Here is a 20,979-nt window from a genome sequence, read left to right on the forward strand (position 1 = left end):
AACGAGGAGATGATTGTAATGAGTAAATATTTAGTTGCATGTCTTGCCAGCGTCCTTTTATTTTTAAGTGGGGGGGTCACTGCTTCAGCGGAGGGCTTACATAGAGAGGAAGTACTATCTTTAATACATGATGCCATGGAGAATCAGGTTTCGATCAGTGAGGAAGTACGTTCTAAGGAAGCGATTGAAGGGAAGTTGGAAAAACATTTCACTGGTGATTTCATCGAGAAGTTCGTCCAAGCGAATGTAGTGAAAGTCGATGGCGGTTATACCGCATTTGGTTCAGATTTCGCTCCGTATTATATCCCTTTCTTCAGTTACGATAAGAATACGGAAATTGTATATGGGAAAAAAGGTGATGTCATTTATGTTCAGGAAGAATTCCAGGACAATGGGGACGGACCTGTATCGATGGAAAAACATGTAGAAGCAGTTACTTTGAAAAAGGAAAATGGCGCTTGGAAGGTAAAGGATGTAAAGTATGAAAACAGAAAATAGAATTGGGGATTTTAAAGGAAGCTGAAATGAAAAAGTCTAGGGAAGGCCACAGCCTTCCCTAGACTTTTTATTATATATTCAATTCCTTTTTTATTTCGTCCAATTCAAAACCAATAATGGCTTTCCCATCGATGACGACCGTTGGTGTGGAATAAGCCCCATATTTATTGGTTAGTTCTTTACGTGCATGCCCATCTGCTTTAATATCTTTTTCTTTGTATACTATATTATTATCATCAAAGAACATTTTCATGATTTTGCAGGGAGGGCAATCAGGTTGGGTATAGAGTGTAACGTCTTTCATTTCATTCCTCCATATATGCTTTAGTAAGTACTTTTTCATTATAGAGAATGCCAAGACATTTGAATAGGGATAAACCTCAAGGATCGTTTTACCGACCTTTCTCCTGTTTTACAAGATAGTCTATCAATCCCATGGAACAAACGTTCAAGTCCATGGCAATGATTTCAAAAACTGGATGATCAGCAGTGATTCCTTTTTCGCCTAAATGAACAGCGACTTCCGTGAAAATATTTTTACTGGTTGCTGCCACTTGGTCCTCGAAGCTAGCATATTCCCTATATGCCGATTTGGCAGTCTCCACAAATTTAGGCAGCCAGTAATGAAGTTGTTTATATACTTCCTTAGGGTTTTCCGATACGCCGTAATGGCCAAAATATATACGTTCGACGCCAATGCTTTCATACAATTCCGCTGCAGCAAGCATCGCGTCGGGATTAAATTGGTTTGGCGATGTGGACGGTAAGTAAAATTCCAAACCTTCTTCATCGAGTTCACGATAATAGATGCCTACGGTGTCACCTGAAAACATCCCTTTTGAAACCGAATCGTATATGCTTAAATGATGGTTCGCGTGTCCTGGCGTATCATAAAAGGTCAACGTGGAAGTATCACTTGTTTTTAGGGATTCCCTATCTTGTTTAATCAGCATTCTTTCAAAAGGTATAGGTAATATCGGATCGAAAAGCTTGTTGAATTCTTCACCATAGACTGCTTTAGCCCCAGCGATCAAACGCGTTGGATCTTCTAGATGCCTTGCACCTTTTGGGTGGACGATCACTTTGGCATTCGGACAATGCTGTAAAAAAAGTCCAGCTCCACCTGCATGGTCCAAATGAATATGGGTAAGAATGATATATGTAATATCTTCGAGGGCGATTCCCAAATGTTCGAGCCCCTTCATTAAGTGGGGGATGGAAGGGCTGGCGGAAGTTTCGACTAAGGTGATGTCCTCATCGGCAATTACATATGTTCCTGTACGATTTCTTCTATCCAAATCAAAACCATCAATCAATGAAATTCGAAAACCAAGCTCACTAATGTTTTGCAACAGAATCTACCCCCAGAAAATTTTTCATGTACAAAATCCATTCCTTATTTTATTCTGTTAATAGTGCCATGTAAAGAATGAAGTTTTAAATTATTCTGAATTTATTTCCGCGTGGCTACTGGATAGAAAAGTATGGTATAGTGAAACCTATCGAAAAGGTTTTATTCAGAAAGGAGAGGGAGTATGTCTCAATTACAGGGCATCCTTACCAGATTGAAAAGTCTTCAAGAGCAAGCGAAGGAATCTGAATCTGCTCAACGTTTTTTTGAAATAGATGGTGTGAAAAAGTGCCAGGTTACATATTTCAGCAAAACAGAAATGTTCGAGCTTGAAGTATACAGTGATAAAGGGAAATCATCAAAATATCAATTTGATAATATTGATATGATTACCATTGAAATCTTTGATCTTCTTCAATCTTAAAAAAACACAAAAAGCCGCCTTCCATTGGAAGCGGCTTTTTTATTGTGAAAAACCGGTCAATTTTTACTGAATGAAGTAGTGATTTTTACGACATCTTATTAGTTGGAGGGATGTAAATGAAAAATCCGATGGTAATATGCCCGGAATGCGGCGAGGAAAGGGAAATGGAAAATGTATTAACGGCACAATCCAACCAAAATGTGATTTATCAATGCCCGGAATGCGGTTTTAAACAGGTTAACATCAAAACTAGTAAGGGCTAAGGGTCTCTCACGAATCCCGCCAATTGGGATTTTATTGGTCTAGGAATGAGCCTTTTCTGCTTACATATGTTAAACTATAGAAAGAGCTGTTTATAAAAACATATGGTAAGGGGTTTTAACATGATCGGTACTCATGATGGGGATTTATTGGAATCCAGCGTTAAAGATTTAATGATTTCTTCTGAACGCGTGGCCCACGTGCAGGTAACCAATAACTTAGAACATGCACTATTGGTATTAACAAAGAGCGGTTATACGGCCATTCCTGTGTTAGATCCGATGTATAAACTGCATGGTTTAATTAGCACACCAGTCATTCTCGATTCAATCTTGGGACTGGAACGAATTGAATTTGATAATCTTGAGCATAAAAAAGTTTCCGAAATAATGAATATAGAAATACCTCGCCTGCATATTGAAGATACATTGACCAAGGGTGTGGAATTGTTGATTGATCATCCGTTTGTCTGTGTGGAGAATGACGAACATGTATTTGAAGGCATCTTAACAAGAAGGGCAATCTTGAAAAAAGTATTTAAACAACATACACCTGATAAATAAGCAAGGCATAAAATGACGGTTAACCCCAAGACTCGCCAGTTGGCGAGTTTTCTTGTTTTTTTACATATTTGATCCAGTTAGTGGTGAAGTCTATTAACAGGTAGGATCTATTAGGAGAGGATGCAAAAATTGGGCCATGCAATGGATAGTGCAAACGTGCAGAATAAAAAATTGAAACGTCCCTTCATATTGGCTGCCATCATGTTAGCGATGTTTATGAATGCTATTGAAGGAACGATCGTTTCGACGGCAATGCCGGCCATTGTAAGTGATTTAGGGGGTTTTTCACTATACAGCTGGGTGTTTTCAGGCTATTTGTTAATGAACGCCGTAACAGTTTTAATCTACGGAAAGCTATCGGACATACTCGGGAGAAAACCCGTCTTATTATTTGGAATCGTTGTCTTTTTAATCGGCTCCCTTCTTTGCGGCTTTTCCAATTCAATGACGGAACTCATCATTTATCGCTTTGTACAAGGTTTTGGGGCGGGAGCTGTAGCGCCTGTAGCCTCGACAATTATTGGTGATATCTATAAAAATGAAGAGAGGGCACGCGTTCAAGGGTATCTTTCGAGCGTTTGGGGCATTTCAGCGGTAATGGGACCGGCATTGGGCGGCTTGCTCGTTGAATCCCTGACTTGGAAACTTGTCTTTTGGGTCAATATTCCTTTGGGCGTACTATCTTTTATTGGAATTTGGTTATTCCTTCATGAAAATATCGAAAAGAAAAAACGTGATATCGATTACCTAGGTGCTACGCTATTGACATTGTCCATATCCACTCTTATGGTGCTGCTCGTAGAAGGAGGAGTGAAGTGGTCATGGACTTCAGCTCCGGTCATATCCCTGGCATTAGTGGCCATCATCACCTTTATCCTATTCATTCTTCAGGAAAAGAAAGCAGCCGAACCGATGATGCCATTTGAAATCTGGCAGGAGCGTTCCATTCTGATTGCGAACCTAGTATCCTTGACGACAGGGGTGATGATGATTGGATTATCAAGTTTCCTCCCCACATTCGTTCAGGGCGTGATGGAGCGCTCGCCTACGGTAGCTGGTTTTACATTGACAGCCATGTCAATTGGCTGGCCGATCGCATCTATGGTGTCAGGCAAGTTATTGTTGAAAATAGGATTTAAATCAACCTCCCTTCTTGGAGGGTGCTCATTGATCCTTGGGAGTCTGATCCTAGTATGGATGAAGCCGGAAGCTGGGCCCATTATTGCCGCCATGGGATCCTTTTTTGTCGGTGTAGGGATGGGCTTGACTTCTACTTCATTCATTGTCGTCATTCAAAAAACCGTCAGCTGGGAACGAAGGGGTATTGCGACAGCTTCCAATATGTTCATGCGTAATTTAGGAAATACTGTAGGTGCTGCATTACTTGGAGGAATCATGAATATGAGACTTCACGCTTATCTGAACGAGAATGCGCCGGCCGGATCGGGAGTGACGATAGATACGGCAAATAAATTGTTGAACAATGAAGAACGCACGTCGCTTCCTGAAAATGTGGTAAATGTTTTACAGGAAGGACTTACATTGTCTTTACAGACGATTTATCTCATTGTTCTAGTCTTCTCTGTAATCAGCTTCCTGTTTCTAACGAGACTAAGAAAGAATAAGGAAGAATAAGAAGGCATAGGAAAAAGGCAGACTCGTTAATGTAGTTTGCCTTTGTTTTAAGGAAACGCAACTCTGATGACCAATTGAATCAATAATGCGATCGTGACCGAATGTAAAATGAATCTCAACTGTCCAGTGGAGATTTTTTGAGCCACACGCAAGGCCAGCCGTGATCCGATCAGGGAACCGAACGTGTAATAAATGGCAATCCAATTTACCGGCCATGAATAGGTAATGAATGCAGCTGTACAGCTAATGAAAGTTTGGAATCTAGTAAAGGCCAGGGATTGAAGGTAGGTGGCGCCATTTCTTAAAAAGGTATACATGAGCATGGTCGCCTGTCCCGGTCCGAACATTCCGTCATAGACACTGATTCCGAATAGGATGGATAAACTTTTTTTGGGAGATGCCAATCCGTTTCATCGGAAGGTTGCGGTTTTTTGATGAAATTCATGATCAAAGCGACAGTCAAAAGGCAGATGGCTAACAAATTCATTGCCTTCTCGGAGAATGAATTAGCAAGCAGACCGCCGCATAAGCCACCAAAAAGGGCAAATGGGATTAACTGGAGGGCAACCTTCAATTTTAGCTGCTTTTTCTTGAGTAAAATATAAAAGCTAGAAAAAGAAGAAAACATTGGGGAATTTGACTGATCCAATAACCTGGTGAATGGGTGGACCTATCAAAAGAAGGGACGGCATGCCGATGAGACCGCCGCTCCCGGCCAATGTCCCGACAAAGGATGCTGCAAAACTGATGGCAAGCAATAAAATGATCGTCAAAGGATATTCACTCCGTTCCTTTTCTCTTGTATTATAAGCGGACTTTGTTGATAATAAAATTTAAATAAATTAAATCATCATGATAAGATTTAATTATCAAGAGGTTGGTGTGTATGTCATTTTCAGAATTTCATTTATTATCAGTGCTTGCTCAGGAAATGAATATGAGAAAAGCAGCTGAGCGGTTGTTCGTTTCCCAGCCGGCTTTATCCCAGCGTTTACAATCAATAGAAAAGGATTGGGGCTCGAAACTGTTTCTGCGTTCACAAAAAGGGCTGTCACTGACGCCTGCAGGTGAAGCGGTAATTCGTTTGGCCAATGAGGTTATAGAAAAAGAAGAGAAGGTCAGGGAAAGTATTCAAGCCATGGACCATGAAGTATATGGCACTTTGAAAATAGCCTGTGCCTCGATTGTCGGTCAAAATTGGCTGCCGCAAGTATTGAAAAAGTTCGTCCGAAAATATCCGTATGCAAAAATTTCCTTGATCACTGGCTGGAGCAGTGAGATTTTAAAGTCTTTGTATGAAGGGCAAGTGCATATTGGCATCATAAGGGGAGCACCGGATTGGAAAGGCGTAAAACAGCATTTATTCACGGATATGCTGTATTTGGTGGATACTGAAATGAAGGAACTGAATCAAGTGTTCGAAACGGACCGTCCATTCATTCAGTTTAAGAGCGATTCGAATTATTATCAGGAAATTCAAGATTGGTGGCATCGGCAATTTCAAACGACACCAAAAAACACCATAGTCGTTGATCAAATCGAAACATGCAAACAAATGGTGTTTAATGGTATTGGATATGCGATCCTGCCAGCCATCACTTTACATGATAAAGATACGAATGTATTTAAAATCCCTCTACTGGATGGGCATAACCACTCCATRGAACGTGATACATGGCTTTGCGGCTATGAATCTGCCTTCCAGTTAAAGCAAGTCCAGGCATTCACGGAAGTGGTTAAAGAGCATATTCGCGACCAAGGAATGTTATAGGTCCGCCGACGAAAATGTCAATAGGGCAGAATAATATATATGAGTGACATTCAACTTGTCTTGCCGGCTGTTGTCTGGTAAATTTAAAACGAGTAATGATACATATTTAGGAGGTTTACCCGGAATGAATAAAATGGATGCAAACGAAATTATTTCTTTTATCTCGAATAGTAAAAAATCCACACCTGTAAAGGTATATGTCAAAGGCGATTTAGAAGGCCTGGATTTTGGTCCAGCTTCTAAAACTTTCATAACAGGAAATACAGGGGTTGTATTCGGTGAGTGGTCTGAAATCGAAGAAGCGATCAAGGCAGCAGGAACAAAAATCGAGGATTATGTAGTTGAAAATGATCGTCGTAACTCTGCCATTCCTTTATTGGATCTAAAAGGCATCAAAGCCCGTATCGAGCCAGGCGCAATAATCCGTGACCAAGTTTCCATTGGAGATAACGCAGTCATCATGATGGGTGCATCAATCAATATTGGATCTGTCATCGGTGAAGGTACAATGATTGACATGAACGCAATACTGGGCGGACGTGCAACAGTGGGCAAAAACTGTCACGTAGGTGCTGGTGCCGTTTTAGCAGGTGTCATCGAGCCGCCTTCCGCACAGCCGGTCATTTTGGAAGATGATGTATTGATCGGAGCCAATGCGGTCGTACTGGAAGGTGTCAAAATCGGAGAAGGTTCCGTTGTCGCTGCTGGTGCCGTCGTAACGAAAGACGTTCCTCCATATTCCGTGGCTGCTGGTATCCCGGCGAGGGTCATTAAACAAATTGACGAAAAAACAAAATCAAAAACAGAAATCATGCAAGAACTTCGTCAACTTTAATTTCTTTAGTGAATATTGCCTGAAGCGTGGATAACTATATCCACGCTTTCTGTATAGGGAGGGAATAATGTGAAAATAAACCCTTTTGCCAAGATCCGGCGTGATCTGCATCAAATACCGGAGATAGGGTTCAAAGAATTCAAGACGCAGCAATACCTACTGAATTACATAACGAATCTGGCCCAGGAGCGAATGGAAATAGAAACATGGCGAACTGGGATATTCGTGAAAGTGAAGGGAATGAACCCGCGAAAAACCATTGGCTACAGGGCTGATATAGACGGTTTGCCGATAAAAGAGGAAACCGGATTGCCGTTTGCATCCAACCACGAGGAATATATGCATGCCTGCGGTCATGATTTTCATATGAGCATAGGTTTGGGATTATTGACATATTTCACGGAAAATCCGATCGATGATGACTTGCTATTCATCTTCCAGCCTGCAGAAGAGGGTCCTGGCGGAGCTGAACCAATGCTTAAATCGGAAACGATGAAAAAATGGAAGCCTGATATGATCCTTGCTTTACATATTGCTCCGGAGTATCCAGTTGGGACGATTGCCGTTAAAGAAGGGCTTCTATTTGCCAATACATCTGAATTATTCATCGATTTGAGGGGGAAAGGAGGACATGCAGCCTATCCGCACGAAACAAATGATATGGTCATTGCGGCCTGCTCGCTTGTAGGGCAGCTTCAAACAATCGTTTCCAGGAATGTCAATCCGCTAGATTCAGCTGTCATTACAGTTGGGAAGATTACTGGAGGCACCGTTCAAAACATTATTGCGGAGACAGCGCGGTTAGAGGGCACAATACGCACTCTTAACCCCGAATCGATGGTAAAGGTCAAGTCTAGGATAAAAGCGCTTGTGGATGGTATACAAGTAGGATATGAGTGCTTGGCTGAAATCGACTATGGCGCGATGTATCATCAGGTATATAATGAAGAGCGGTTGACCCGGGAATTCATGGATTTCACAGAGAGGTCAACTGCTGTTCATTTGCATGAATGTACTGAAGCAATGACTGGCGAAGATTTTGGTTATATGTTAAAGGAGATTCCAGGATTCATGTTCTGGCTGGGGGTTTCATCGGAATACGGATTGCATCACGCCAAGTTAAGACCGGACGAAAAAGCCATTGAACTCGCGATCGATCACTTAACGGATTATATAACGTTTAAAGGAAGCGAAGCATAAAAATGATTTTCAGTGCAGAACATGCTCTAAAGAAAGAACGAATGACGTTGGAGGGCTTATTGTGAAAAAAGAATTTGCGGTGATTGGACTTGGCCGTTTTGGCGGCAGCATAGTCAAGACATTAGCTGAAGAAGGATTAGGGGTTCTGGCTATCGATGCCGACGAAGATCGAGTGAATGAATTTGCCAGAATAGCTTCACATGCCGTAGTAGGGGATACGACAGATGAAAATGTACTAAGGAATATAGGGATTCGAAATTTTGATCACGTCATTGTAGCGATTGGCGAGAATATTCAAGCCAGTATATTGACGACTCTCATGCTTAAGGAATTGGGTGTCGGAAATGTTACGGTTAAAGCGCAAAATGATTATCACGAGAAGGTTCTTCGTAAAATCGGGGCCGACTATGTCGTGCACCCCGAACGGGATATGGGGAGAAGGATTGCCCATAATATCGTCTCCAATAATATTCTCGATTATTTGGAGCTTTCTGATGAACACTCCATCGTCGAAATTGTTGCAAGCCAAAAGATGAATGGAAACTCGATAATTGACCTTGATATCCGTGCCCACTATGGACTGAATATAGTCGCAATCAAGAGAGGGAACGAAATTAATGTTTCCCCACAGGCGAGCGATTTAATACATAAAGGTGATATATTGATCGTCATCGGCGCGGATTCGGACATCAATCGCTTTGAAAAAAAAATTGTGGAATAAGTAAGCGTCCTGCTAAAATCGAGCAGCGCTTTTATCAATTAAAAAACAAAAAGGTTTCGGAATGGCCTCATTCCGAAACCTTTTTGTTTTTTAATTGGATCTTAAGGAGTTATAGAGAATAGCTTGCATCGACAATTTTTCAATTCCCTTTTTTTTTTTGCGTACATGATAAACTCGTGTTTCCGGCACTTCGACAGTGTGGAATCAACAAAAATAGGCTTCTTATCAGTTTACTTTCGGAAGCTTTCCATTTTTAAAACAAGAAAGACTGTTGACAAAAGGAGTTCTATCTAACTTTTAAAAGAAAATTGATTGGAGCGGGTATTCGAGATCCTGCGGGAGACGTGTAGACCCCACAGGCTTCTAAGGCGCCAGGGAAAGTGAGTGCCTGGAGTGGAATTCAAGGTGGGGGGATTTACAAACCTAAACAAAAAAAGCCCAGCCAAATGATGGCTGGGCTTCTATTATTTATTGCACTTCCATGATGATCGGCAGGATCATCGGACGGCGTTTCGTTTTTTCATATAGGAATGGAGATAGAGTGTCTGTAATTTCATTTTTGATTTCAGACCATTGAGTAGTTTTGCGATCCATCACCTTATTTAAATGCTTTGTGATCAAGGATTGAGCATCGCTGATAAGGTCTCCTGATTCTCTCATATAAACAAATCCGCGTGAGATGATGTCAGGACCGGATGCAATTTTGAATTCCTTCATATTGATGCTGACCACAACAACGACAAGGCCTTCCTCGGAAAGAATCCGACGATCACGGAGAACGATATTACCGATATCCCCAATGCCGCTTCCATCGATATAAACCGAACCTGAAGGGATTTTACCAGCGATTTGAGCTGTGTTCTCACTTAAGGAAAGAACTTCGCCATTATCCATGATAAAACAATTTTCTTCCGGAACGCCGCAATCGACTGCATGGCGGGCATGCAGTTTTTGCATACGGTATTCACCGTGGATTGGCATGAAGAATTTTGGTTTTATCAAACGGAGCATAAGCTTTTGTTCCTGCTGTCCGCCATGTCCTGAAGTATGAATGTCATTCAGAGGACCTGAAATGACGTCTGCTCCTGCACGATATAATTGATTGATCGTTCTGGAAACGCTGATTGTGTTACCTGGGATGGGTGAAGATGAAAATACTACCGTATCACCAGGGATGATTTGAATTTGACGGTGAGTGCCGTTCGCTATGCGCGACAGTGCTGCCATTGGTTCACCTTGGCTGCCTGTACAAAGGATGGTCACTTTATTCGCAGGCATACGATTCAATTGCTGTACATCAATAAATGTATCTTTAGGCGCTACGATATAACCAAGATCTTGTCCGATTGATATGGCTGAATCCATGCTTCGGCCAAAAACGGCTATTTTACGGCCGTTGGCCACGGCTGCTTCCACAACTTGCTGAAGGCGATGGATATTCGATGCAAACGTTGCAAAAATAATCCGGCCGTCAACCTTGCGGAAAATGTCTTGAATGGTATCACCGACACGGCTTTCGGACATAGTAAAGTTCTGCACTTCACTATTTGTGCTATCCGAGAGTAAGCACAATACACCTTCTTTACCGATTTCAGCCATCTTGGTCAGGTTTGCAGGCTCACCCACTGGGGTGAAGTCGAATTTAAAATCACCAGTATGGACAATTTGTCCAGGTGGGGTTTTTACGACGATTCCATATGAGTCAGGGATACTGTGAGTTGTACGGAAGAAAGAGACGGACGTTTTCCGGAACTTGATCACTTCATCTTCACTGATTTCAATCATGGTTGTCTGACGTAAAAGGCCGTGTTCTTCCAATTTATTACGAAGCAGTCCAAGTGCAAGCTTCCCGCCGTATACAGGGACATTCACTTTTCTAAGTAAATAAGGAATCCCCCCAATGTGATCTTCATGACCATGGGTAATGAAGACACCTTTGATTTTATCTACATTTTTCTCTAAATAGCTGTAATCTGGAATCACATAGTCAATACCGAGGAGTTCATCTTCAGGAAATTTAATTCCAGCATCAATGATGATGATTTCATCTTGAAACTGAACAGCATATGTGTTCTTACCGATTTCGCCTAAACCGCCCAGGGCGAATACAGCTGTTTGATCGTTTTTTACGAATTTCATAAATTATAGCTCCAATACTTTGTAATCTTCATTTTGTTTTTCATATTCTAAATATGCTCCGGTTACGGGTAGTACGATTTCTACGTTATAAGGTTCTTTTTTTAATTTTAAACGAACGTCACGAACGGATTCACCTTCGACAAACATTGTTTTAGTATTCTCCCTGATGGGAACCTCTGATATGGTTACTTGATAGTATACCTTAAAAACCATTTTAATCTCTCCTCACTTGTTTGCATTGCTTTTTTCATTATATATAAAAACAACAATTTTTTCATGTTTTTCAACATCATGTAAAAATAAACCCAGCTCCGCCATAAAAACGGAAGGGGTTTGATGAATTAAATATACCAATGTCTAAAAGTATATAAAAAAATAGATGGCCGAATCTGGTATCAATCCAATTGTAGCTTCCTCTATCTTATATCCTATCCGTTTTTGCCATGTGTAAAACTTAAATCATGGGATCTTTTTTTAAACGATTTCTTTCTAAATTAATACAGTACCACTGTGTGTAGCGTTTCATGAAAACACAGCGACTCATATTTTGATTGAAATATGTATTCACCAGACCATATAAAAGCCAAGATAGAAAGAATGCCTAACAAGAACTTTACAACAAGGAAGAAGCCCTCCGCAAGTTTTTGAAGGGCTGTCCGAAAAAAATTCGCATATGGATGACGGCCAAGGCAGGAATGAGTGGCAAATCATGCGATAGATTTTTTTCTTAAAAGATCATTCCACTGTTTAACAAGCTTTTTACGAAGCTTTTTTAACATGGCGATCACGCTCCCTTAATTATTATTGTATAGGATTATTCAATAATGTAAATACGTCTTTACAGGTACATGGCCCATTTTTGAAAAAAAAGGCTCTTTCAAACAAGCAACTGGGATTTGAGAGGCAGAAGGATGGGAGAAGTGTAATCTGGAAAGCCTGAGTTGGTTTCTATTAAGAATAGTATATGCCCATTCCTGAATAAAAAACGTAACTTTGAGTTGGGTCCGGTAGAGTTACTTGACTTATCTTGATGACAATTATTAAATGGTTACATATTAAAAAGGAAAAAATGAATGAATTGGAAGTGAATCGCAAGTGAAAATCGTATTTTTTGATATTGACGGAACATTGCTTGATCATGAAAAAAAGTTACCTGCTTCAACAAAAGAAGCCATTAAGCAACTGCAAGATAGCGGGGTTTTTGTAGCGATTGCCACAGGAAGGGCTCCGTTCATGTTCGAGTCTTTAAGGGAAGAGCTTGGCATCGATACATTCGTAAGTTTCAATGGACAATACGTTGTTTTTGAAGGGAAAGTCGTTTATAAAAACCCTTTGAGCAAACCTGAGATAAAACGCCTTCACGAACATGCTGAAAAAAATGAAATACCGATCGTGTTCATGAATGAGGAGACAATGAAATCGAGTGTTCCGCATCATAGCAGAATTGAAGAAGCATTGAGCAGCCTTAAGTTTCCCCACCCTGAACATGTTGCGGATTTTTATGAGGACCATGATATATACCAAGCCTTATTATTCTGTTCGGAAGCTGAAGAAGGGAACTTTGTTGGGAAATATGATGATTTTCACTTCATTAGATGGCATGAGTATTCGACGGATGTACTTCCATTCGGGGGTTCAAAGGCTGAAGGGATTAAAATATTAATGGAAAAAGTCGGGTTTGCTCTTGAGGATGTTTACGCCTTTGGAGATGGCTTAAACGATATAGAGATGTTAAAAGTAGCGGGATATGGCGTGGCTATGGGGAATGCCGGTCAGCTTGTGAAGCAAGAGGCCGACTTTGTAACGAAGGATGTCGATGATGATGGCATACTTTTTGGTTTGAAGGAACTTGAACTGATATAAAAAATAAACCCCCGTCAGCCAACAGACGGGGGTTTTGCTTATTACGTTACCTTTCTACCGCAATTGAATTTTCCGGAATGGCATAGGGGTCTTCCTGATTGATATGATCATAAAACATGATACCATTAAGGTGGTCGATTTCATGTTGAAAGCAAATGGCTGCGATGCCTTTCAGGCGGAGTTGAACCGATTTCCCTTCCAGGTCCGTACCCGCAACCGTTATTCGGGCATAACGTGGCACATAGCCGGAAACGGGCCGATTTACGGAAAGACAGCCTTCTCCGGATGTCAAGTATGCTTTTTCGACTGAATGGCTAACGAGTTTAGGGTTGAAAAGTGCATAGCTATAAAGTTGATCATCCTTTTCTTTTAAATGAACCGCAATCATCCTTTTTGAAACATTAACCTGTGGTGCAGCCAAGCCAATTCCTGCCCTTAACCCGTATAGAGCAGCAATATCAGGTTTCTGGCTGTTTTGGACATATTCCATCAAGCTGGCTAAAAGTTGCTTATCTTCATTTGATGCCGGAAGCGGAACCTCTACCGCAACTTGCCTTAAGATTGGATCGTCTTCATTAACAAAATCATCCATGGTAAGCATAATCTTTCACCCCATAAAAATTCTTATAATATGTATAGGGTTATTTTAACAAAAAAGAGGCTGAAAGTTAATGAATGGTTTAATGAAAGAAAAATGGAGGGGATGGAATCAAGTCGATGATTTCCTATCCCTGCCATTATTTTATTGCATGTTGGTCTATTTAAAAAATATTATCATTTTTTGTGAATCAGGGTAAATCGTTAACATTTTCGGGTAAAGGTAATAGTAATTACCTGGTTAGCATAAGCACGCGCCGACGATGATTAACAGAATGAACAGGACAATGATCAGGGCAAAGCCGCTTCCAAAGCCGCAGCCTCCACCATCGCCATATCCATAGCTGGGTGCAGCGGAAACCGGATAACAACATTCTTGGTTGAAACCTCCATACATAATTTCATACCTCCGTTTTTGTATTTATTAAAATGCTGACCATTCAAATTTGAAACGGTCCCTACAGCCTATGCAGTATGGTTTAAAGGGTGTAGGCTAGCGCCCAGTAATGAAAAAAACCTGCTCGGAATATGATTGTAACAAATGTCTGCGGCTTAAGAATGAATTGAGGAACATGAATCTTCAAAGAACTATCAGAAGGAGTTGTCTATGTTGAAACGTTTTGGTCCATTTGTTATCTTACTTCTTTCTTTAGTGACCTTGACTGGTTGTTTTAATGGTTCACCGGAAGAAAGAATCCACAAAATCCTGGAGAAAACTGCAGAAAAGGAAAGTGATTTCACCGAGAATCAAGAGCCGCTTAATGATTTGGAGAAAAAAGAAAAAGAAAAATATGAGAAAATCATTAAACTTGGATTGGATGATTATGAACAGATCGTCGAGCTTTCAGATGAAGCAACCAAGAATATCGACGAAAGGGAAAAAATAATTGAAAAGGAACAAAGCAGTATGCAATCCTCAAAAGAACAATTCAATCAAATAGATGAACAAATCGGGAAAATAGAGGATGAAAAGATAAAAGAAGAAGCGACTGAAATGAAAAAGATCATGAGTGAGCGCTATAGCACCTATGATGATTTATATGATGCCTATCAACAAAGTCTAGCTTATGATCGTGAATTATATGAGCTTTTCAAAAAAGAGGATTTGAAAATGGATGAATTACAAGTGCAAATCGAGAAAATAAATACCTCTTATACAAAAGTTTTGAAAGCAAATGAGGAATTTAATGCATTAACGGAAAAATCAAATCAAAAAAAAGAAAGTTTTTATGATAGTTCCGGCATAGAAATGGCGGATTCAACAAATTAATATAAATAATGATGGGCTGTGATCCTCACTCACAGCCCCTATTTTTTTCAATCCAGTTCTTTTTGGAATAAAAAATTTTAGAATGGTCTTTTTTTTGTGCAACCAGCCTGATTTAAATTTTCATACCTGTACTAAAAAAAAACGAAAATTAAAAATCTAACAGCAGACTTAGATGAAAGCGTTTGAATATTTTTTCGGTATATTATTTTACAGGCTCAAATGCCTTTAGTTAAAGCGGTTTTGGAATCGATGGGATATGCTGGGGAATTGAAATGTTATCCTTGGCCATCCTTAAATTGATAAATAAGGGAAATTTAATAGTACAGTTGTAAATTGAAAACTAATACAGAGAAGAAGTATGAGTATTGGAAATTCTATTAAATCAAAATTATTAGGAACTCCAAGTGATTGACTTGATGTTAATTCATCTTGTAAACTTAATCTATAAAAATTCTTGTATCATTTTCCTTGATTTTTTTTATGGTACAGAATAAGATTGAGACATATTAAGCATATCCACGTTTGAGGATTGGTCTTAAGGGAAAAATAAAAGAATGTATTGTTGCAGAAACTAAAAAGCAAACTATTTTTGCTTTATAGAATAATAATAGCAAACCTTTTTAATGAAAGGATGAGGTGCCAAATGGCTCAAAAAACTAAACAAGCTAAAATTAATGTTCAGGATCAGCTTAAGAAAGTAGAAGAACAATTTGAAACTTTTCAAATTTTAAATGAAGAGGGAGAAGTCGTGAATGAAGCGGCTATGCCTGATTTAAGTGATGAACAATTGCAAGAATTAATGCGCCGTATGGTTTATACACGCATCTTGGATCAACGTTCCATATCACTGAACCGTCAAGGTAGATTAGGTTTCTATGCACCGACTGCCGGTCAAGAAGCTTCTCAAATCGCTTCCCAGTATGCTTTGGAAAAAGAAGATTTCATTTTGCCTGGTTATCGTGATGTTCCGCAAATCGTTTGGCATGGCCTGCCGCTTTGGCAAGCATTCTTATTCTCCCGGGGTCATTTTAAGGGAAATCAAATTCCTGAAGACGTCAATGTAATTTCTCCTCAAATCATTATCGGCGCTCAATATATCCAAGCTGCCGGAGTTGCTCTTGGGTTGAAGAAACGCGGGAAAAAAGCTGTTGCCATTACATATACGGGTGACGGTGGAACTTCACAAGGTGACTTCTATGAGGGAATTAACTTTGCAGGTGCCTTTAAAGCGCCAGCTATCTTCATCGTGCAAAATAACCGTTTCGCAATCTCTACACCAGTTGATTTGCAGTCAGCATCGAAAACATTGGCCCAAAAGGGTGTGGCTGCAGGTATTCCTGGAATCCAGGTTGATGGTATGGATGCGTTGGCCGTATATACAGCTGTTAAAGAAGCGCGTGAACGTGCAATCAATGGTGAAGGCCCTACATTGATTGAAACATTAACTTACCGTTATGGACCACATACGATGGCTGGGGATGACCCGACACGTTACCGTACTTCCGAAATGGATAACGAGTGGGAACTGAAAGATCCATTGGTTCGTTTCCGCAAGTTCTTGGAAAGCAAAAAACTTTGGAATGAAGAATTAGAAAACGAAACGATAGAGAAAGCCAAAGACGATATTAAAGAAGCAATCAAATTGGCTGATGCAGAACCTAAACAAAAGGTTACAGACCTAATTGAAATCATGTATGAAGAAATGCCTTATAACTTAAAAGAACAATATGAAATTTATAAAGAGAAGGAGTCGAAGTAAGCCATGGCTCAATTGACGATGATTCAAGCAATTACAGAAGCATTACGTACAGAACTTAAAAATGACGAGAATGTACTCGTTTTTGGGGAAGATGTAGGTCTTAATGGAGGAGTTTTCCGTGCAACGGAAAATCTTCAAAAAGAATTCGGTGAAGATCGTGTATTCGATACACCTCTTGCTGAATCTGGAATCGGTGGATTAGCGGTCGGTCTTTCTTTACAAGGTTTCCGTCCTGTTCCTGAAATTCAATTCTTTGGGTTTGTATATGAAGTAATGGATTCCGTAAGCGGTCAGCTTGCTCGTATGCGCTACCGTTCAGGCGGACGTTACAGTGCACCGGTTACAATTCGCTCACCTTTTGGGGGCGGAGTCCATACTCCGGAAATGCATGCTGATAGCTTAGAAGGTTTAATGGCCCAGCAACCAGGGTTAAAGGTAGTTATCCCTTCCACTCCTTACGATGCAAAAGGCTTATTGATTTCAGCGATTCGTGATAATGACCCTGTCATTTTCCTTGAGCACATGAAATTGTACCGTTCTTTCCGTCAGGAAGTTCCTGAAGAAGAATACACAATTCCATTAGGAAAAGCGGATGTGAAAAGAGAAGGAACGGATTTATCCATTATTACTTATGGTGCGATGGTGCAGGAATCCATCAAGGCAGCTGAGGAATTGGCTAAGGATGGCCATTCCGTCGAAGTGGTCGACTTACGGACTGTATCACCATTGGATATTGATACAATCATTGCTTCTGTAGAAAAAACAGGACGCGCTATCGTTGTTCAAGAAGCACAAAAGCAAGCTGGTATAGCAGCGAATGTCGTAGCGGAAATTAACGAACGTGCCATTTTGAGCTTGGATGCTCCAGTACTGCGCGTGGCGGCAGCTGATACGGTATTCCCGTTTTCACAAGCTGAAACAGTATGGCTCCCTAATTATAAAGACATTATTGAAACGGCGACTAAAGTCTTGAAGTTTTAACAATCTTAAGTAATGGAATGAATGTCCTGCTCGGGAAAGTGATTTTGCATTAACGGTAATGCAAGATAAAGGACTTTATTCAAAGCACTAAGTATGATTTAATATAGGAGGTTGAACTCAGTGGCATTCCAATTTAGACTCCCTGATATCGGAGAAGGTATACACGAAGGTGAAATAGTGAAATGGTTTGTAAAGCCAGGAGATAAGATACAAGAAGATGACGTGCTTTGCGAGGTTCAAAACGATAAGGCCGTTGTTGAAATCCCATCACCGGTGGAAGGTACCGTTGAAGAAATCCTTGTTCAAGAAGGAACGGTTGCCGTTGTTGGCGATGTACTTGTAACATTCGATGCTCCAGGTTATGAAAATCTTCAGTTTAAAGGGGATCATGGAGAAGAAGCGAAGGCAGAAGGCGAGAAGAATACGGAGGCCCAGGTTCAAGCAACTGCTGAAGCTGGACAGGAAGTCAAGAAAGAGGCTGCTCCGGTTCAAGAAAATAGCGGAGTAACGGGCGCGGGAGCACAACCACAGGTTGAGGCAGATCCTTCACGCCGTATTATCGCCATGCCTTCTGTCAGGAAATATGCACGCGAACAAGGGGTAAATATTCGTGAGATCACTGGTTCTGGGGATAACGGCCGCATCATGAAGGAAGACATTGATGCTTTCAAAAACGGCAAAACCGCTCCACAGCAACCAGCAGCTCAAAGTGAAGCTTCACAACAAAATGATACGGAAACAACCGAAAAACAAAAAGTTTCAATTCCAGAAGGGCAATATCCTGAAACTCGTGAGAAAATGAGCGGTATGAGAAAAGCGATCGCAAAAGCAATGGTTAAGTCCAAGCAGACAGCTCCGCATGTTACATTAATGGATGAAGTCGATGTGACGCTATTGGTTGCTCACCGTAAGAAATTCAAGGAAATTGCTGCACAAAAAGGAATCAAGCTTACATTCCTACCTTATGTTGTTAAAGCGTTAACAAGTGCATYGCGTGAATTCCYTATGCTTAACACATCATTTGATGATGAAGCTAGTGAGATTATCCATAAACACTATTACAATATCGGAATTKCGGCAGACACAGACAAAGGACTGCTCGTTCCAGTTGTAAAAGATGCAGATCGTAAATCAACTTTCGCTATTTCACAAGAAATTAACGAATTAGCGACGAAAGCCCGTGACGGCAAATTGGCTCCTAACGAAATGAAAGGTGCTTCTTGCTCCATTACGAATATCGGTTCCGCAGGCGGTCAATGGTTCACACCTGTTATCAATCATCCAGAAGTTGCCATTCTAGGGATTGGACGCATTGCCGAAAAAGCAATTGTACGCGACGGGGAAATTATCGCCGCTCCAGTTCTGGCATTATCACTGAGCTTTGATCACCGCATGATTGATGGAGCAACAGCTCAACATGCATTGAATCATATCAAAAAGTTATTGAACGACCCAGAATTATTGTTAATGGAGGCGTAAACAATGGTAGTAGGAGATTTTCCAATCGAAACAGATACTTTAGTAATCGGTTCAGGCCCAGGGGGATATGTTGCCGCAATTCGCGCAGCACAGCTTGGACAGAAAGTAACGGTCGTTGAAAAAGGAACAATCGGCGGAGTTTGTTTGAATGTAGGCTGTATTCCATCGAAAGCTTTAATTTCGGCTGGACACCGTTTCCATGAAGCTCAGCATTCAGAAGATATGGGTATCTTTGCAGAAAAAGTTACTGTTGATTTTTCTAAAGTACAAGCTTGGAAAGGTACTGTTGTAAAAAAATTAACTGGCGGTGTAAGCAGCCTGTTAAAAGGCAATAATGTTGATGTTGTAACTGGCGAAGCTTATTTCGTTGATGAAAACAGCATCCGTGTTATGAATGAAGACTCAGCCCAAACATATACTTTTAAAAACGCAATCATCGCTACTGGTTCATCGCCAATCGAGATTCCGTCATTTAAATATACGAAACGCGTACTTAATTCAACTGGCGCTCTTGCTTTGGAAGAAGTTCCAAGTTCGATCGTGGTAATCGGCGGAGGTTACATCGGAACTGAGCTTGGCGGAGCATTCGCTAGCTTTGGCACTAAAGTGACGATCCTTGAAGGTACCGAAGAAATCCTTTCTGCAGGCTTTGAAAAACAAATGGCAGCACTTGTTAAGCGTAACCTTAAAAACAAAGGTGCTGAAATTGTTACTAAAGCAAATGCTAAAGGCGTGGAAGAAACTGATACAGGTGTAACCGTTACTTATGAAGTAAAAGGCGAAGAGAAAAAAGTTGAAGCCGATTACGTTTTAGTAACAGTTGGACGTCGTCCAAACACTGCTGAAATCGGCCTGGAACAAGTCGGAATCAAAATGACTGACCGCGGTTTGATCGAAACGGATAAACAATGCCGTACTAGCGTGAAAAACATCTACGCAATCGGTGATATCGTTTCTGGACCTCAGTTAGCTCATAAAGCTTCTTATGAAGGTAAAATTGCAGCTGAAGCCATTGCTGGACATTCATCTGAAATCGACTATCTTGCTATTCCGGCTGTTGTATTCTCTGAACCGGAACTTGCTTCTGTCGGTTATAATGAAAAAGAAGCGAAGGAAGCTGGAATCGAAGCGCTTGCTTCTAAATTCCCATTCGCTGCAAATGGACGTGCTCTTTCATTAAATAATACGGACGGATTTGTGAAGCTTATCACTCGCAAAGAAGACGGATTGGTTATTGGAGCACAAATTGCAGGACCAAACGCTTCTGATATGATTGCAGAACTAGGTTTGGCTATCGAAGCAGGAATGACTGCCGAAGATATTGCGATGACAATCCATGCACATCCAACTTTAGGGGAAATCACAATGGAAGCTGCTGAAGTTGCCCTTGGAACTCCTATCCACATCATTAAGTAATTGAGATTTATAAAAGCGTACTGCTAAATGCAGTACGCTCAGACTGTAGACAAACTCGATGAAAATCGAGTTTGTCTATTTTTTATGGCTTGTACAATTTGGACGTTGATTTCCACTCTAGGCACTCGCTTTCCGCGGGCGGTCGGGGAGCCTCCTCGGCTTTCGCCTGCGGGGTCTCCCCTAGACGCGCTTTTCCCGCAGGAGTCTCGTACCTTC

The 20,979-nt window shown here is 40.8% G+C and carries 24 protein-coding genes; 15 read left to right on the forward strand and 9 right to left on the reverse strand.

Translation table 11 applies throughout. The features are described 5' to 3' along the window. Positions 1 to 18 precede the first annotated feature (18 nt). Positions 19 to 498: a DUF3993 domain-containing protein gene (locus AC1DVB_RS12165; protein ID WP_063576948.1), complete on the forward strand. Its 480-nt coding sequence runs from the start codon at positions 19 to 21 to the stop codon at positions 496 to 498. A gap of 70 nt (positions 499 to 568) precedes the next feature. Here the strand turns inward: AC1DVB_RS12165 and AC1DVB_RS12170 are convergent, their stop codons facing one another. Next, positions 569 to 802 carry a glutaredoxin family protein gene (locus AC1DVB_RS12170; RefSeq protein WP_034314090.1) on the reverse strand — a complete coding sequence of 78 codons (234 nt, stop codon included), beginning with the start codon at positions 800 to 802 and terminating at the stop codon, positions 569 to 571. 88 nt (positions 803 to 890) lie between these two features. After that, the gene (locus AC1DVB_RS12175; protein WP_057279018.1) at positions 891 to 1,850 is read right to left on the reverse strand and encodes an MBL fold metallo-hydrolase; all 960 of its coding nucleotides are present in this window, start codon (positions 1,848 to 1,850) and stop codon (positions 891 to 893) included. A 183-nt stretch (positions 1,851 to 2,033) separates the two neighbouring features. Here AC1DVB_RS12175 and AC1DVB_RS12180 point away from each other — a divergent pair, with 183 nt between their 5' ends. The 4 genes from AC1DVB_RS12180 to AC1DVB_RS12195 all read left to right on the forward strand — a co-directional run bounded on the left by AC1DVB_RS12180 (position 2,034) and on the right by AC1DVB_RS12195 (position 4,732). Then, positions 2,034 to 2,273: a YkuJ family protein gene (locus AC1DVB_RS12180; RefSeq protein WP_034314086.1), complete on the forward strand. Its 240-nt coding sequence runs from the start codon at positions 2,034 to 2,036 to the stop codon at positions 2,271 to 2,273. A 116-nt stretch (positions 2,274 to 2,389) separates the two neighbouring features. Continuing rightward, a complete protein-coding gene (locus AC1DVB_RS12185) occupies positions 2,390 to 2,536 on the forward strand; it encodes a hypothetical protein (protein WP_094246583.1) in 147 nt (48 codons plus the stop codon). Between the two features lie 120 nt (positions 2,537 to 2,656). Then, positions 2,657 to 3,097, forward strand: coding sequence for a cyclic-di-AMP-binding protein CbpB (gene cbpB, locus AC1DVB_RS12190; protein ID WP_477589420.1), 441 nt, complete (start codon positions 2,657 to 2,659; stop codon positions 3,095 to 3,097). A 141-nt stretch (positions 3,098 to 3,238) separates the two neighbouring features. Further along, a complete protein-coding gene (locus AC1DVB_RS12195; protein WP_477589430.1) occupies positions 3,239 to 4,732 on the forward strand; it encodes an MDR family MFS transporter in 1,494 nt (497 codons plus the stop codon). 47 nt (positions 4,733 to 4,779) lie between these two features. Here AC1DVB_RS12195 and AC1DVB_RS12200 read toward each other — a convergent pair whose 3' ends face one another. From AC1DVB_RS12200 to AC1DVB_RS12210, 3 genes are read right to left on the reverse strand one after another with little or no spacing between them, the layout of a single operon-like run. After that, complete coding sequence (locus AC1DVB_RS12200; RefSeq protein ID WP_230135321.1) at positions 4,780 to 5,136, reverse strand: TSUP family transporter; 357 nt, start codon at positions 5,134 to 5,136, stop codon at positions 4,780 to 4,782. Next, positions 5,034 to 5,360: a TSUP family transporter gene (locus AC1DVB_RS12205; RefSeq protein WP_477589432.1), complete on the reverse strand. Its 327-nt coding sequence runs from the start codon at positions 5,358 to 5,360 to the stop codon at positions 5,034 to 5,036. The genes AC1DVB_RS12200 and AC1DVB_RS12205 overlap by 103 nt, the downstream gene beginning before the upstream one ends. Beyond that, complete coding sequence (locus AC1DVB_RS12210) at positions 5,341 to 5,505, reverse strand: hypothetical protein (RefSeq protein WP_239860639.1); 165 nt, start codon at positions 5,503 to 5,505, stop codon at positions 5,341 to 5,343. The genes AC1DVB_RS12205 and AC1DVB_RS12210 overlap by 20 nt, the downstream gene beginning before the upstream one ends. 113 nt (positions 5,506 to 5,618) lie before the next feature. Between AC1DVB_RS12210 and AC1DVB_RS12215 the strand changes: the two genes are divergently transcribed. The 4 genes from AC1DVB_RS12215 to AC1DVB_RS12230 all read left to right on the forward strand — a co-directional run bounded on the left by AC1DVB_RS12215 (position 5,619) and on the right by AC1DVB_RS12230 (position 9,259). Then, positions 5,619 to 6,503: a LysR family transcriptional regulator gene (locus AC1DVB_RS12215; protein WP_477589422.1), complete on the forward strand. Its 885-nt coding sequence runs from the start codon at positions 5,619 to 5,621 to the stop codon at positions 6,501 to 6,503. A gap of 124 nt (positions 6,504 to 6,627) precedes the next feature. Next, positions 6,628 to 7,338, forward strand: a complete 711-nt coding sequence (gene dapD, locus AC1DVB_RS12220) for a 2,3,4,5-tetrahydropyridine-2,6-dicarboxylate N-acetyltransferase (protein ID WP_034314078.1) — start codon at positions 6,628 to 6,630, stop codon at positions 7,336 to 7,338. A gap of 75 nt (positions 7,339 to 7,413) precedes the next feature. After that, on the forward strand, positions 7,414 to 8,538 hold the full coding sequence (locus AC1DVB_RS12225) for an N-acetyldiaminopimelate deacetylase (protein WP_477589434.1): 1,125 nt from the start codon (positions 7,414 to 7,416) through the stop codon (positions 8,536 to 8,538). 61 nt (positions 8,539 to 8,599) lie between these two features. Continuing rightward, positions 8,600 to 9,259 carry a potassium channel family protein gene (locus AC1DVB_RS12230; RefSeq protein ID WP_057279020.1) on the forward strand — a complete coding sequence of 220 codons (660 nt, stop codon included), beginning with the start codon at positions 8,600 to 8,602 and terminating at the stop codon, positions 9,257 to 9,259. A gap of 468 nt (positions 9,260 to 9,727) precedes the next feature. Here the strand turns inward: AC1DVB_RS12230 and rnjA are convergent, their stop codons facing one another. Both rnjA and AC1DVB_RS12240 read right to left on the reverse strand, forming a co-directional pair. Continuing rightward, positions 9,728 to 11,398, reverse strand: coding sequence for a ribonuclease J1 (gene rnjA, locus AC1DVB_RS12235; RefSeq protein ID WP_034314071.1), 1,671 nt, complete (start codon positions 11,396 to 11,398; stop codon positions 9,728 to 9,730). Positions 11,399 to 11,401: 3 nt separating this feature from the next. Continuing rightward, positions 11,402 to 11,611, reverse strand: coding sequence for a DNA-dependent RNA polymerase subunit epsilon (locus tag AC1DVB_RS12240; RefSeq protein WP_034314070.1), 210 nt, complete (start codon positions 11,609 to 11,611; stop codon positions 11,402 to 11,404). An 882-nt stretch (positions 11,612 to 12,493) separates the two neighbouring features. Between AC1DVB_RS12240 and AC1DVB_RS12245 the strand changes: the two genes are divergently transcribed. Further along, positions 12,494 to 13,261: a Cof-type HAD-IIB family hydrolase gene (locus AC1DVB_RS12245; RefSeq protein WP_095680025.1), complete on the forward strand. Its 768-nt coding sequence runs from the start codon at positions 12,494 to 12,496 to the stop codon at positions 13,259 to 13,261. Between the two features lie 46 nt (positions 13,262 to 13,307). Here the strand turns inward: AC1DVB_RS12245 and def are convergent, their stop codons facing one another. Together def and AC1DVB_RS12255 are read right to left on the reverse strand one after the other, a co-directional pair. Next, positions 13,308 to 13,862, reverse strand: coding sequence for a peptide deformylase (def, locus tag AC1DVB_RS12250; protein WP_057279022.1), 555 nt, complete (start codon positions 13,860 to 13,862; stop codon positions 13,308 to 13,310). Positions 13,863 to 14,099: 237 nt separating this feature from the next. After that, entirely contained in the window at positions 14,100 to 14,255 is a 156-nt protein-coding gene (locus AC1DVB_RS12255; protein WP_063576945.1) for a YjcZ family sporulation protein, read from the reverse strand. A 210-nt stretch (positions 14,256 to 14,465) separates the two neighbouring features. Here AC1DVB_RS12255 and AC1DVB_RS12260 point away from each other — a divergent pair, with 210 nt between their 5' ends. From AC1DVB_RS12260 to lpdA, 5 genes are all read left to right on the forward strand, one after another. Continuing rightward, the gene (locus AC1DVB_RS12260; protein ID WP_057279023.1) at positions 14,466 to 15,128 is read left to right on the forward strand and encodes a YkyA family protein; all 663 of its coding nucleotides are present in this window, start codon (positions 14,466 to 14,468) and stop codon (positions 15,126 to 15,128) included. A 643-nt stretch (positions 15,129 to 15,771) separates the two neighbouring features. Next, positions 15,772 to 16,887, forward strand: a complete 1,116-nt coding sequence (gene pdhA / locus AC1DVB_RS12265; protein WP_034314064.1) for a pyruvate dehydrogenase (acetyl-transferring) E1 component subunit alpha — start codon at positions 15,772 to 15,774, stop codon at positions 16,885 to 16,887. Positions 16,888 to 16,890: 3 nt separating this feature from the next. Beyond that, the gene (locus AC1DVB_RS12270; RefSeq protein ID WP_034314063.1) at positions 16,891 to 17,868 is read left to right on the forward strand and encodes an alpha-ketoacid dehydrogenase subunit beta; all 978 of its coding nucleotides are present in this window, start codon (positions 16,891 to 16,893) and stop codon (positions 17,866 to 17,868) included. Between the two features lie 120 nt (positions 17,869 to 17,988). Next, positions 17,989 to 19,347: a dihydrolipoamide acetyltransferase family protein gene (locus AC1DVB_RS12275; RefSeq protein ID WP_477589427.1), complete on the forward strand. Its 1,359-nt coding sequence runs from the start codon at positions 17,989 to 17,991 to the stop codon at positions 19,345 to 19,347. A gap of 3 nt (positions 19,348 to 19,350) precedes the next feature. Beyond that, positions 19,351 to 20,763 (forward strand): dihydrolipoyl dehydrogenase, encoded by a 1,413-nt coding sequence (gene lpdA / locus AC1DVB_RS12280; RefSeq protein ID WP_057279024.1) that lies wholly within the window; start codon positions 19,351 to 19,353, stop codon positions 20,761 to 20,763. The last annotated feature ends 216 nt before the right edge of the window (positions 20,764 to 20,979 follow it).

The organism is Peribacillus sp. P4_D6, assembly GCF_056401795.1.